Source organism: Brevundimonas sp. GW821-FHT12C05 (assembly GCF_058807475.1).
This window is the reverse complement of the sequence record NZ_JBXAQS010000001.1, coordinates 1,654,943-1,666,720: the sequence shown is the minus strand read 5'-3', so window position 1 is coordinate 1,666,720 and position 11,778 is coordinate 1,654,943. Positions and strand designations below refer to the sequence as shown.

At 68.7% G+C, this 11,778-nt stretch carries 13 protein-coding genes; 9 read left to right on the top strand and 4 right to left on the bottom strand.

The features are described 5' to 3' along the window. Window positions 1-45 precede the first annotated feature (45 nt). Window positions 46-303, bottom strand: coding sequence for a hypothetical protein (locus AC1RRF_RS07970; protein WP_492833892.1), 258 nt, complete (start codon window positions 301-303; stop codon window positions 46-48). A gap of 79 nt (window positions 304-382) precedes the next feature. Continuing rightward, a complete protein-coding gene (gene cobS / locus AC1RRF_RS07965; protein ID WP_492833891.1) occupies window positions 383-1,387 on the bottom strand; it encodes a cobaltochelatase subunit CobS in 1,005 nt (334 codons plus the stop codon). Between the two features lie 124 nt (window positions 1,388-1,511). Here cobS and AC1RRF_RS07960 point away from each other — a divergent pair, with 124 nt between their 5' ends. The 6 genes from AC1RRF_RS07960 (at window position 1,512) to AC1RRF_RS07935 (ending at window position 7,571) form a co-directional block, all read left to right on the top strand. Continuing rightward, window positions 1,512-2,138 (top strand): TetR/AcrR family transcriptional regulator, encoded by a 627-nt coding sequence (locus AC1RRF_RS07960; protein ID WP_492833890.1) that lies wholly within the window; start codon window positions 1,512-1,514, stop codon window positions 2,136-2,138. Beyond that, window positions 2,135-3,109 carry an HlyD family secretion protein gene (locus AC1RRF_RS07955; RefSeq protein ID WP_492833889.1) on the top strand — a complete coding sequence of 325 codons (975 nt, stop codon included), beginning with the start codon at window positions 2,135-2,137 and terminating at the stop codon, window positions 3,107-3,109. The genes AC1RRF_RS07960 and AC1RRF_RS07955 overlap by 4 nt, the downstream gene beginning before the upstream one ends. Next, window positions 3,109-4,041: an ABC transporter ATP-binding protein gene (locus AC1RRF_RS07950; protein WP_492833888.1), complete on the top strand. Its 933-nt coding sequence runs from the start codon at window positions 3,109-3,111 to the stop codon at window positions 4,039-4,041. Before AC1RRF_RS07955 ends, AC1RRF_RS07950 begins: the two co-directional genes overlap by 1 nt. Further along, entirely contained in the window at window positions 4,041-5,168 is a 1,128-nt protein-coding gene (locus AC1RRF_RS07945; RefSeq protein ID WP_492833887.1) for an ABC transporter permease, read from the top strand. Before AC1RRF_RS07950 ends, AC1RRF_RS07945 begins: the two co-directional genes overlap by 1 nt. 62 nt (window positions 5,169-5,230) lie before the next feature. Continuing rightward, on the top strand, window positions 5,231-5,851 hold the full coding sequence (locus tag AC1RRF_RS07940; RefSeq protein WP_492833886.1) for a hypothetical protein: 621 nt from the start codon (window positions 5,231-5,233) through the stop codon (window positions 5,849-5,851). Window position 5,852: 1 nt separating this feature from the next. Beyond that, window positions 5,853-7,571, top strand: a complete 1,719-nt coding sequence (locus AC1RRF_RS07935; protein ID WP_492833885.1) for a trypsin-like peptidase domain-containing protein — start codon at window positions 5,853-5,855, stop codon at window positions 7,569-7,571. Window positions 7,572-7,592: 21 nt separating this feature from the next. Here AC1RRF_RS07935 and AC1RRF_RS07930 read toward each other — a convergent pair whose 3' ends face one another. Then, window positions 7,593-8,021, bottom strand: a complete 429-nt coding sequence (locus AC1RRF_RS07930; RefSeq protein ID WP_492833884.1) for an organic hydroperoxide resistance protein — start codon at window positions 8,019-8,021, stop codon at window positions 7,593-7,595. Window positions 8,022-8,188: 167 nt separating this feature from the next. Further along, window positions 8,189-8,863, bottom strand: coding sequence for a J domain-containing protein (locus AC1RRF_RS07925; RefSeq protein WP_492833883.1), 675 nt, complete (start codon window positions 8,861-8,863; stop codon window positions 8,189-8,191). Between the two features lie 45 nt (window positions 8,864-8,908). On the opposite strand from AC1RRF_RS07925, the gene AC1RRF_RS07920 reads away from it, so the two are divergent. The 3 genes from AC1RRF_RS07920 to AC1RRF_RS07910 all read left to right on the top strand — a co-directional run bounded on the left by AC1RRF_RS07920 (window position 8,909) and on the right by AC1RRF_RS07910 (window position 11,737). Next, the gene (locus AC1RRF_RS07920) at window positions 8,909-9,211 is read left to right on the top strand and encodes a BolA family protein (protein ID WP_492833882.1); all 303 of its coding nucleotides are present in this window, start codon (window positions 8,909-8,911) and stop codon (window positions 9,209-9,211) included. Window positions 9,212-9,315: 104 nt separating this feature from the next. Next, entirely contained in the window at window positions 9,316-11,130 is a 1,815-nt protein-coding gene (locus tag AC1RRF_RS07915; protein ID WP_492833881.1) for an ATP-binding protein, read from the top strand. Between the two features lie 151 nt (window positions 11,131-11,281). Beyond that, window positions 11,282-11,737, top strand: a complete 456-nt coding sequence (locus tag AC1RRF_RS07910) for an RcnB family protein (RefSeq protein ID WP_492833880.1) — start codon at window positions 11,282-11,284, stop codon at window positions 11,735-11,737. Window positions 11,738-11,778 lie beyond the last annotated feature (41 nt).

The window sequence follows — 11,778 nt, the reverse complement described above, 5'->3', positions numbered from 1 at the left end:
CGCGCCGAGGTTCACCCGGTGCGGTCGCAACGGCAAGGCTTCCGTTTACGGGCGACCGTCGAAGAGGGCCTGAATCTCCTGGACGGTGACGGCCATGCCCAGGAGGGCCTGGCGCCGTTGTTCCGAGGGAGCTGGTGCGTCGGCCATCGCGGCTTGCAGCATGGCGAGGAACGGGCCGGATTCCAGCACGTGAAGCAGGGCGGCGTTCATCGCGGCGGCCCGGGGCGCGGTCGCGGGATCTTGGGCCAGGATCTCGATGAGCGCGAGGAAATCGGACAGGCTGTCGATCGGATGGTCGCTCATGGGGGGCTCCCTCAGGTGGAGCGTGACCATAGCGAATTTCGAGGGTCCGTGCTCGGCGGGGTCGTGCGGCGAGAGCGGCCTAGCCTACCTTCACCCGCGTCGCGGCCTCCGGCAGGTCTTCGCCGAACGCCCGCTGGTAGAACTCGGCGATGGTCGGGCGTTCCAGCTCGTCGCACTTGTTCAGGAAGGTCAGGCGGAAGGCCAGGCCGATGTCGCCGCCGAAGATGGCGGTGTTCTGGGCCCAGGTGATGACGGTGCGGGGGCTCATGACGGTGGAGATGTCGCCGTTCATGAAGGCGTTGCGGGTCATGTCGGCGACGCGGACCATGGCGGCGATGGTGCGACGGCCCTCGGCCGTGGCGTATTCCGGCGCCTTGGCGACCACGATCTCGGTCTCGACGTCGTGGTCGAGGTAGTTGAGCGTGGTGACGATGTTCCAGCGGTCCATCTGACCCTGATTGATCTGCTGGGTGCCGTGGTACAGGCCCGAGGTGTCGCCCAGGCCGATGGTGTTGGTGGTCGAGAAGAGGCGGAACCAGCGGTTCGGGCGGATGACGCGGTTCTGGTCCAGCAGAGTCAGGCGGCCCTGCGCCTCCAGCACGCGCTGGATCACGAACATCACGTCGGGGCGGCCCGCGTCGTATTCGTCGAACACCAGGGCGATGGGGCGCTGCAGGGCCCAGGGCAGCATGCCCTCGCGGAACTCGGTGATCTGCTTGCCGTCCTTCAGGACGATGGCGTCCTTGCCGACCAGGTCGATGCGGCTGACGTGGCTGTCCAGGTTCACGCGCACCAGCGGCCAGTTCAGACGGGCGGCGACCTGCTCGATGTGCGTCGACTTGCCGGTGCCGTGGTAGCCCTGGACCATGACGCGGCGGTCGAAGCTGAAGCCGGCGCAGATGGCCAGGGTCGTTTGCGGATCGAAGCGGTAGGCGTCGTCGATCTCGGGCACATGGCTGTCGCGCTCGGCGAAGACCGGCACGGACATGTCGCTGTCGATGCCGAAGATCTCGCGGACCGTCGCGTTGCGGTGCGGTTCTAGCGTCAGCAGGGGATCGGGCGTCGAGTCGAGGGGGGAGGTCATGCGCCACCCTTAGAAGCCCCGCGCAGCATGGTCCAGTCCGCCGGGGCAGGCGTTGGAATAACGATGCTTTACAGTCCGTGTCGGCAAGACTAATAACTGACCGGTCAGTTACCAAGGTGTCGCCATGCTGCCCCTGGGCGAGCCCAAATTCCGTCGCCGTCCGGCCGACCGCCCAGCCGAGATCCTGGCCGCGGCGCTGGAAGTCTTCGCCGAGCGCGGCTTCCATTCCGCCCGGCTGGAGGAGGTGGCGAAGCGCGCGGGCGTGTCGAAGGGCGCGCTGTATCTGTATTTCGAGACCAAGGCGGACCTGTTCCGGGCCGTGGTCAGCGACGCCATCTCGCCCAATATCGAACGGGTGAAGGCGATGGCGACCGGGGCGGTCGGCTTCGAACAGGCGGCGCGGACGGGCATCGGCATGCTGGCCCGGACCGTGGTCACCGACCGGCGCATCACCGGCGTGGTCAAGCTGGTCATCGCCGAGAGCCGCAACCATCCCGAACTGGCGACCATCTGGCACGAGACCGTGGTTGAGCCCGGCATCCAGATGATGAGCGCCCAGATCACCGAGGCGCAGAAGCGGGGCGAGGTCCGACCGGGCGATCCGCGCCTGTACGCCTTCAGCCTGATGGGGCCGATGGTCCTGTCGATGGTCTGGCGCGAGACCTTCGAGCCGATCGGCGCGGCGCCGGTCGATGTGGTGAAGCTGGCGGACCAGCACCTGGACACGATCCTGAGAGGAATGCGGCCATGAAGCGTCTGCGCCCGGTCCTGATCATTCTGGCCCTCGTCGCCCTGGCGGCGCTGGGCTGGCAGCTGTTCCTGCGGCCGTCGCCGGCGCGGACCCTGACCGGCTATGTCGAGGGCGAGCGGCTGTATCTGTCGGCCCCGGTCTCGGGCGCGGTGGCGCAGCTGTATGTCCGCGAGGGCGGGCGAGTGGAGGCCGGCGGCCGGACCTTCCTGATCGATCCGCAGGTGCAGCGGGCCCAGGCCGACAGCGCGGCGGCCGGGGTCGGCGCCGCTCAGGCGCGGGTCGAGGACCTGACCAAGGGCCAGCGGACCGAGGAGCTGTCGGTCTTTGACGCCGAGCTGCAGGCGGCGTTGGCCAGCGAGCGGCAGGCGGACGCCGACTACAACCGGATCGCGCCGCTGGTGCGCCAGGGCATCTACGCCCCCGCCCGGCTGGATCAGGTGCGGGCGGCCCGCGACGCGGCCCGGGCCCAGACCGCTGCCGTCCGCCGCCGCCGCGAGGTGGCGACCCTGGGGGCCCGCCAGGACGCGGTGGCGCAGGCGCGCCAGCAGGCGGTGCAGGCCGAGGGCGGCCTGGCCGAGGCCAATGCGCGGCTGGGCCAGCTGTCGCCGGTCGCGCCCGCCCCGGCGCGGGTGGAGGAGGTCTTCTACCGCACCGGCGAATGGGCCCCGGCCAACCAGCCGATCCTGGCGCTGCTGCCGGACCGGGAGGTCAAGCTGGTCTTCTTCGTGCCGGAAGCCGAGATGGCCCGCTATCGCACGGGGCGGACGGTGCGCTTCGGCTGCGACGGCTGCGCCGGGGAAGGGCAGGCGCGGATCACCTGGATCAGCGCCCGGCCCGAGTTCACCCCGCCGATCCTGTACAACCGCGGCAGCCGCGACCGGCTGGTCTATCGGGTGGAGGCCCTGCCGACGAACGCGGCGACGCTGAACCCCGGCCTGCCGGTGGATGTGACGCCGTTGGAGGCGGACTGATGGCGGACCCCGTGATCGACGTGCGGGGGCTGAACAAGTCCTTCGGAGCCCTGCACGCGGTGAGGGACTTCGGCATCACGGTCGAGCGCGGGCGCATCTGCGGCTTCCTGGGGCCGAACGGCGCGGGCAAGACGACGACGCTGCGGATGCTGTGCGGCCTGCTGACCCCGGACAGCGGCGAGGGGACGGTGCTGGGTTTCGACGTCATGCGGCAGTCGCGCGAGATCAAGACGCGGGTCGGCTACATGACCCAGAAATTCTCGCTCTACGAAGACCTGTCGATCGAGCAGAACCTGACCTTCACCGCCCGGATCCACGAGCTGAAGAACCGCCGGGCGACGGTGCAGGCGGCGCTGGAGCGGCTGGGCCTGGTCGAGCGGCGGGCGCAGCTGGCCGGGACGCTGTCGGGCGGGTGGAAGCAGCGGCTGGCGCTGGCGGCGGCGACCCTGCACCAGCCGGACCTGCTGCTGCTGGACGAGCCGACGGCCGGGGTCGATCCGGAGGCGCGGCGCACCTTCTGGGACGAGATCCACGCCCTGGCGGCGGACGGCATGACGGTGCTGGTCTCGACCCACTACATGGACGAGGCCGAGCGCTGTCACGAGATCGCCTATATCGCGGGCGGCCAGACCCTGGCGCGGGGAACGGCGGACGAGGTGATCGCCGGCTCGGGCCTGATCACCTTCCATGCCGAGGGGCCGGGCGCGGATCGTTTGGCGTCTGAGCTGCGCGGCAAGCCGGGAGTGGAGATGGTCGCGCCGTTCGGCACGGTGCTTCACGTCTCGGGCCGCGACCGGGCGGCGCTGGAGGCGGCGATCGCGCCGCTGCGGAAGGCCCCGCTGACGTGGACCGAGACGCGCCCGACGCTGGAGGACGTCTTCATCCAGATGATCCACGACATCGAGGCCGGTAAGGCGCGGGAGGCGGCTTGATGTTCTCCCTGACCCGCACCTGGGCCGTGATGGCCAAGGAGTTCATCCAGCTGACGCGCGACCGGCTGACCTACGCCATGATCCTGGCCCTGCCGATCATGCAGCTGCTGCTGTTCGGCTATGCGATCAATGACGATCCGCGGAACCTGCCGACGGCGGTGCTGGTGCAGGACAACGGCGGCTTCTCGCGCTCAATCCTGACCGCGCTGGATAACAGCGGCTATTTCGAGATTACCCTGCAGGCGCGAAGCCAGGGGGAGCTGGACCGGGCGCTGGCGCGGGGCGAGGTGCAGTTCGCGGTGGTGATCCCGGCCGACTTCACCCGGCGCGTGGTGCGCGGCGAGCGGGCGCAGATCCTGGTCGAGGCCGACGCCGCCGATCCGTCGGCGACCAGCGGGGCGGTGGCGGCGATCGCCAGCCTGCCGCAGCAGGCGCTGGCGCGCGAGCTGACCGGGCCGCTGGCCAATCGGGCGCCGGGCGCCCAGCCGTTCGAGGTGGTCGTGCACCGCCGCTACAATCCCGAGGCCGTCACCGCCTTCAACATCGTGCCCGGCCTGCTGGGCGTGATCCTGTCGATGACCCTGGTGATGATGACCTCGCTGGGCATGGCGCGGGAGCGCGAGCGCGGCACGATGGAGAGCCTGCTGGCCACGCCGGTCCGACCGCTGGAGGTCATGGTGGGCAAGCTCAGCCCCTATGTCCTGGTCGGGCTGATCCAGGCGGCGGTGATCCTGGTCATGGCGCGGGTGTTGTTCGCCGTGCCGATGAGCGGCGGGTGGATCGCCCTGATCCTGGGGCTGAACCTGTTCATCGTCGGCTCGCTGGCGCTGGGTTTCCTGATCTCGACCCTGGCCAAGACCCAGCTGCAGGCGATGCAGATGAGCTTCTTCTACATGCTGCCGTCGATCCTGCTGTCGGGCTTCATGTTCCCGTTCCGGGGCATGCCGGGCTGGGCGCAGGCGATCGGCGAGGCGATCCCCGTCACCCATTTCCTGCGGGTGGTGCGAGGATCGCTGCTGAAGGGCGTTGGGATCGAAAATGCAGGCCCCAGCCTGCTGGCCCTGACGCTGTTCGTGATGGTGGTCGGGACGCTGGCGATGCTGCGCTACCGGACCACTCTGGATTGAAGTACCGGTTGTATTTTGAAAGAACGTCGCTACGGTAAATTCTTCCTGGGGAGGGATTGAAGATGCGCAAGTCGATCGCGATGACCGTCGCCGTGGCCGTTTTCCTCAGTTCTTGCGCAAGCGGGAGTTCCGGCGGCGCGCAGCAGGGGACCGAGCCGCCGGCCCTGCCGTTCGCGGAAGCCGAGCAGGCCTGGCGCGCCTACAACTGCTTGGTCGGACCGGGCCAGTCCGTGAGCACCTATGCGGACAACAACGACTTCGAGTGCGCGATGCGCCGGGCGATGGCGGGCTCGAACGAGCGGGTCACGGTCAACTTCTCGGCCACGGACCCGGCCCTGGTCACGCAAACCGCCGACGGCCGGAACATCAGAGGCCTGTTGCCCGCGCGGATGCAGCGCTGGGCGCAAGCGGTCAATCAGAGCAACGGCAAGGTCGTGGTCTGCCCCCACCGTCAGCCGGAAGATTGGAGTTTGCTGCTCGGTCTCGCGACGTGGGTGGCGCGGGTAGTCATCCGGCAGTTGATGCCGCAGGGCGAAGCCTTCTACATGCCGGCCGCCACGCGCGATCTGACCCTGACCTACACCATCGTCAGCGCGGGGCAGGGCGCGCGTCTGACCAAGGCCGAGTTCGACCGACGCCCGGTCACGGTGACATCAGGCTGCAGCGTCGTCCCCGCCGCCTGACATGCGTTTACTCGCAATCCTTCTGTCGGTGTTGGTCTGGATGGCGACACCGCCGCCGGCGGCCGCGCAGACCGAGGCGGTCGATTATTGCGAGACGCCGTCCCCGCGGCGGTTCTGCCGACAGTTGTACGACCGGCTGGCTCCCACCGTGACGATGCAGTCCCAAGTCTTCTCTTCGGTCATCCAGAACGAGCCGTCCACATTGCTGCCGTTCTCGGAATTGGGAGACGGCTTGCAGAAGGCGGCGTTGCCGACGGGGCGGCTGGCGATTCATCGCCGCCGCGTCGGTTCGCCCGCGAACGACTATGTGATCTGGTGCACCGCCTCGGTCCTGTCGGACGACTACATCCTGACGGCGGGGCACTGCATACCCGGGGCGTCCGACGAGGAGTACGTCACGCGGGCCCAGCTGCGGATGGGCTATGTCGACGATCAGAACCCCAATGATCCCGAGGGCACGGCCGTCTATCCCGTGCTGGGCGATCCGGCCGGCTGCCGGCCGGGAGACCCCGCGGAGGCGGTGTGTCCGGTGGCGGGCAATCATGTCCTGGCGGAGCATGTGGACTTCGCCGTCGTCCGGATCGGACGCGGGCCCGACGGACGAAGCGCGGCGCAGGCCTTCGGCAAGATGAACCTGGCCCCGGTCAGGCTCGAGCCGCGAGCCATCGTGTTCGTGCCCCAGCATCCGTGGACCCTGACGCTTCGCGGGGACATGGCTCCGTTGGGAGACCGGGAGAACGCGACCCAGGTCCAGCATCGCGTCACGACCTACAACATGAGTTCGGGATCGCCGATCATCGCCTACGATCATGCCGCCCTCGTCGGCGTCCACTATGGCTCTGGCGGAACCTGCCAACGGGTGGAGGGGCTGACCGTGGACATCGGCTGCACCAACACCTTCACGACGATCGAGGCCATCGCGGAACGGAGCCCCATCGTCCGGGGGCTGAGGGAGCAGGCGGCGGTCGCGCCGGTCGCGACCGCGCCTGGAGCAGCGCCTGCCGCGGCGCAGCCCCGGCGGACCGTGGAGACCTATGCGGCGTTGGTTCAGCGGGCCCGGAACGGAGACGCTCGCGCGAACTGGATACTGGGCGTCAAGGCCGAGTACGCCGGCAATTCCGCCGAACTTCGCCTGCTGGGCGTAGAGACCTACGCGGGGGAGCCGCAGCGGTCCGTGGATCTCGCCGACGCCCTGGCTCACTACCGCCGCGCCGCCCTTGTGGGCTATCCGCCCGCCGTGGTGGATCTGGGGTCGTTCTACCTTACCGGCGCGGGCGGACTTCAGATGGATCAGGAGCGTGGCGTCGGTCTGTTCGAAGAGGCGGCGGGGCAGGGCGACGGCCGCGCGCTCAACTGGCTGGCGCACCTTTATCGCACGGGGTCGGGCGTTCCCCAGGACATGACGCGGTCCCTTGCCTACCTGAGGGAAGCGGCCGCGCGGGAAGATCCGCGCGGCCTCTACGAACTCGGCCTGCTCATGCTGTTCGGCGGAGAGGCGGTCGCCGTGGACCAGGCCGAGGCGGTGCGGCTGCTCCAGAAGTCCGCGGACCGCCACTACGCCAAGGCGCAGTTCCTGCTCGCCGATCAGTATTTCGCCGGCGAGGCGGGGCTTCGGAAGGATCTGTCCCGGGCGCGGGCGCTATATCTCGCCGCCTTCGCGGGCGGCGAGACCGCCGCGGGCGCGCGGCTGGAACAGATCGAGCAGATGCAGCGGAACTAGAGCTGGGCTCCCGGCGCGCCCTCAGCCCGCGCTGAGGGCGACGTCGACGTTGCCGCGGGTGGCGTTCGAGTACGGGCAGACCTGGTGGGCCTTCTGGATCAGGTCGTCGATGACGGCCTGGTCTAGACCGTGGTCGGTGACCTTGATGGCGATGTCCAGGTTGAAGCCTTCGCCGCGGGTGTTCGGACCGATGCCGACCGAGGTGCTGATCTTGGTGTCGGGACCCACCGGCGTGCCGGCCTTGCCGCTGACCAGACGCAGGGCGCCCATGTAGCAGGCGGCGTAGCCGGCCGCGAATAGCTGCTCCGGATTGGTCCCGGCGCCGCCCTTGCCGCCCATCTCGGCGGGGAGGGACAGCAGGACGTCGATCTTGCCGTCGTCGGTGGTCGAGCGGCCCTCGTCGCGGCCGCCTCCGGTCGAGGTGGCGTGGGCGGTGTAGAGGACTTGCATGTCAGGTCTCCATCGTTGGGGCCGTCGCGAGCGGCGCTTTGTTATCGCGATAACGACTAGGTAGGCACGGCGAAGCGGAGAGTCCAGCGAGAAAGATGCTGCGAAATCATTTTTCTCGATAACTAAATACCGACGCGTCATTCCGGGCGGCGGCGCCTCGTGCGGACCTAGGCCGCCAGCCCGGCCTTCTTCAGCGTCTTGTAGGCCTTGATGACGCGCTGGAGCTTGGCCTCCGCGCCGCGGTCGCCCTGGTTCAGGTCGGGGTGGAAGCGCTTGAGCAGCTCGTGATAGCGCGCCTTGACCGCCTTCTTGTCGGTGCGGACGTCGAGATCGAGGTCGGACAGGGCGGCGCGTTCCAGCTTGCCCAGGCGCAGGTCGTCCTGGCCCTCGGGCCCGGCCTGTTCCTTCATGCGGCGGCCGAACAGGCCGAAGCTGTCGCGCCAGGAGCCGGCGCCCTGATTGTTGGACGTGCCCATCTTGGCGGCGAAGGCGGCGGCCTCGCGGGTGAATTTGCCGGCCTGCATCTCCCAGGTCGGGCGGCCGCCGGTCATGGCCTCGTTCTCCTGGGCGGCGCGGACCTCGCCCTCGCTCATCCCGGCGTAGAAGTTCCAGCCCTTGTTGTACTCGCCCGCGTGGCGCTGACAGAAGTCGTAGAAATCGTTCAGCCGCTCGCGCGACTTCGGCGCCCGGGCCGTGGCGGCCTGGCGGCAGTCCGGCCAGTTGCAGGGCTTCTCGCCGGGCTTCAGATGCAGGACATCAGCCTCCGCAGCCTCCTCTTCGGGCTTGGGCGGCTTGATGCGCATGTCCTTGAAGCGCGGCGTGTATTGAAAGGCAGACGACATCGCCCGAAGTGTAGGGCTGAATTAGACCGCAACAAGGACTTGACGATGCCCGAAGGGCCGATCGCGACGATTATCCGCCAGAAACTGACCGCTGGGCTGGCTCCGGAGCATCTGGAGATCGAGGACGACAGCTGGCGACACGCCGGTCATCATCACGAAGGCGGCATGGACGCGCAGCCCGGCGGCGAGAGCCACTTCAATCTGACGGTGGTCTCGACGGCCTTCGAGGGGCAGGGACGGGTGCAGCGTCAGCGGGCGGTGAACGGCCTGTTGCGCGACGAGCTGGCCGGTCCAGTCCATGCGCTTTCGATCAAGGCCCTGACGCCGGCGGAGGCCGTACAGGGTTAAAATCAGCGAACAGAGTTTGTCATAGAAGCGTCAGCGTTCACTTCGTCTTAGGGGGTTCCCCGTAGCGTCCGCGCCGGGTTGTGCAATCGTATCGCGGGGCTGGAATGGTTGAATCGGACGGCATCGGGAAGCCCGTCGGCAGCGATCCGGACTCCGGGGAAGCCGCGCAGGCCCTGCGCGCCATCCTTCAAACCCAGTATCTGCGCTATCTGATCATCGCCAGCTGGGCGGTCGGCCTGCTGGCCACGGTCGGCTGGACCGCGGCCACCCTCTGGTTCGTCGGCACCCTGGCCGCGGGCGCTCTGCGCGGCGCGGTCGAAAAGCGCATCAGCCAACGCGTCGGCGCCGGTTGGGGGCTGGTTTTCCCGGCCGTCGCCACCGCCACGACCGCCGCCTGGGCCGCCGCGCCGCTGCTGGCGTGGTTCTCGGGCGCCACCTTCGGTCCTTCCCTGGGCATGACCCTGCTGGTCGCCGGCTATGTGCTGGTGTTCGCGCAGCTTCGCAGCTCGCCGCGTCAGGCCATCGTGATTTCCTCGCCCTACGGCGCCGCCGCGCTGATCATCGCCGGCAGCCTGTGGGGCACGCCCGAGTTCTGGCAATTCCTGGCCGTGATTCCGTTCACCGCCGCCGGCCTGTTCGTGCTGGTCACCATGACCATGCTGCGCGAGGAGCGGATCCGCGCCTTCCAGGAACATCAGGCCCACCTGATCGAGGAGCTGGAATCGGCCCGCGACAAGGCCAACGCCGCCAATGACGCCAAGTCCAACTTCCTGGGCGTGATCTCGCACGAGCTGCGCACCCCGATGAACGGCGTGCTGGGCGCGGCCCAGCTGCTGGCGGCGACGCGACTGGAACCGACGCAGCGGGAGTATCTGTCGATCATCCGCAACTCGGGCGACAACCTGCTGAGCCTGCTGAACGACATCCTCGACATGACCAAGATCGAGGCCGGCAAGATGACCTTCGAGGTCGTCGACGTGAACGTCGAGGATCTGGACAAGCGCGTCACCGGCCCGTTCCAGGCCCAGGCGGAAGCCAAGGGGCTGGACTTCGTCGCCCTGCGCGAGGGCGAGGTGCCGGCCGTGGTGCGCGGCGATCCGCTGCGCGTCTGCCAGGTGATCCACAATCTGCTGTCCAACGCCGTGAAGTTCACCGACGCCGGGAAGATCACCTATACGGTGCGCGGCGAACGGCTGAGCGATCAGGCCGTGCGCTTCGACTTCATGATCCGCGACTCCGGCTCGGGCATCGCGCCGGAAGACCTGGAGCGCCTGTTCCAACCCTTCACCCAGGTCGACGCCTCGTCCACGCGCCGCTTTGGCGGCACCGGACTGGGCCTGACCATCTCGCGGCGCATGGCCAACATCATGGGCGGCGACATCACCGTGGAATCGACCCCGGGGGAGGGCTCGACCTTCATCTTCAGCGTCGAGGCCGAAGTGGTCCGCTGGATCGAGGAAGAGGCGGCCGAGGCCATCGTCGCCGAGATCGAGGGCGGCCAGGCCCTGAACGTGCTGATCGTCGAGGACCATCCGGTGAACCGCATGATCCTGGAGGCCTGGATGTCGTCGGCGGGCCATACCTCGGCGACCGCCGAGAACGGCCAGATCGCCATCGAGGCGGCGGGCGAGCAGCGCTTCGACCTGGTCATCATGGACGTGAACATGCCGGTGATGGACGGTCTGACCGCCACCCGCGCCATCCGCGCCGGGAACGGCCCGAACTGCGACACGCCGGTGGTGGTGCTGTCGGCCTCGGCCCGCACCGAGGATCACCAGGCGGGTCTGGACGCGGGCGCCGACGCCTATCTGAACAAGCCGATCGACTTCGCCGCCCTGGCCCTGGTGATGAACCGCGTCAGCGCGGGGCGTGCGGGCGTGCGGGCGCTGTCGACCGTGCAAGAGGCCCAGGCCGCGTAAGGCGGCTGCGTAACAGCACTGAAACACTGGCGTTCAAAAGCCGCCCGCCCGCTGAACCTGGGGTGAGCACGGCTGTTCAGACCCGGCTCAAGGGCTGGGGTCCAGATTGCGGGCAAGTCGAAATCCTTCGGCCGCAACTGGAGACACGACCATGAAAAAGGTTCTCACCGCCGCTATCGCCGCCACCCTGGCTCTGGGCTCGGTCGGCATGGCCTCCGCCGCCGAAGCGCAATCGCGCGGCCAGGATCGCTACGAACAGCGCCAGGACCGCCGCGACGACCGTCGCGATGACCGGGCCGACCGCCGCGACAATCGCGCCGAGGCCCGTCAGGACCAGCGCGCCTACGGCCGCTGGCAGCAGTCGCAGCGCCGCTACAGCGCGGGCCGCTACACCCCGCCGCGCGGCTATCAGACCCGCGCCTGGGCCTATGGCCAGCGGATGCCCGCCAACTATCGCGGCAGCGCCTATGTGGTCCGCGACTACAACCGCTACGGCCTGCGCCAGCCGCCTTCGGGCTATCAGTACGTCCGTAGCGGCAATGACGTGGTCCTGACCGCCGTCGCGACGGGCCTGATCACCGCCGTCATCGCGGGCCTGTTCAACTAAGGTCCCGACGATCTGAGCTGACTGAAACGCCCCGGGAGGAG

Excerpts from the sequence above, each read along its gene's own strand:
- AC1RRF_RS07970 (WP_492833892.1), bottom strand. The coding sequence starts at position 303 with ATGAGCGACCATCCGATCGACAGCCTGTCCGATTTCCTCGCGCTCATC.
- AC1RRF_RS07940 (WP_492833886.1), top strand. The coding sequence starts at position 5,231 with ATGCGCAAGTCGATCGCGATGACCGTCGCCGTGGCCGTTTTCCTCAGT.
- AC1RRF_RS07960 (WP_492833890.1), top strand. The coding sequence starts at position 1,512 with ATGCTGCCCCTGGGCGAGCCCAAATTCCGTCGCCGTCCGGCCGACCGC.
- AC1RRF_RS07910 (WP_492833880.1), top strand. The coding sequence starts at position 11,282 with ATGAAAAAGGTTCTCACCGCCGCTATCGCCGCCACCCTGGCTCTGGGC.
- AC1RRF_RS07920 (WP_492833882.1), top strand. The coding sequence starts at position 8,909 with ATGCCCGAAGGGCCGATCGCGACGATTATCCGCCAGAAACTGACCGCT.
- AC1RRF_RS07945 (WP_492833887.1), top strand. The coding sequence starts at position 4,041 with ATGTTCTCCCTGACCCGCACCTGGGCCGTGATGGCCAAGGAGTTCATC.
- AC1RRF_RS07935 (WP_492833885.1), top strand. The coding sequence starts at position 5,853 with ATGCGTTTACTCGCAATCCTTCTGTCGGTGTTGGTCTGGATGGCGACA.
- cobS (WP_492833891.1), bottom strand. The coding sequence starts at position 1,387 with ATGACCTCCCCCCTCGACTCGACGCCCGATCCCCTGCTGACGCTAGAA.
- AC1RRF_RS07950 (WP_492833888.1), top strand. The coding sequence starts at position 3,109 with ATGGCGGACCCCGTGATCGACGTGCGGGGGCTGAACAAGTCCTTCGGA.
- AC1RRF_RS07955 (WP_492833889.1), top strand. The coding sequence starts at position 2,135 with ATGAAGCGTCTGCGCCCGGTCCTGATCATTCTGGCCCTCGTCGCCCTG.
- AC1RRF_RS07925 (WP_492833883.1), bottom strand. The coding sequence starts at position 8,863 with ATGTCGTCTGCCTTTCAATACACGCCGCGCTTCAAGGACATGCGCATC.
- AC1RRF_RS07930 (WP_492833884.1), bottom strand. The coding sequence starts at position 8,021 with ATGCAAGTCCTCTACACCGCCCACGCCACCTCGACCGGAGGCGGCCGC.
- AC1RRF_RS07915 (WP_492833881.1), top strand. The coding sequence starts at position 9,316 with ATGGTTGAATCGGACGGCATCGGGAAGCCCGTCGGCAGCGATCCGGAC.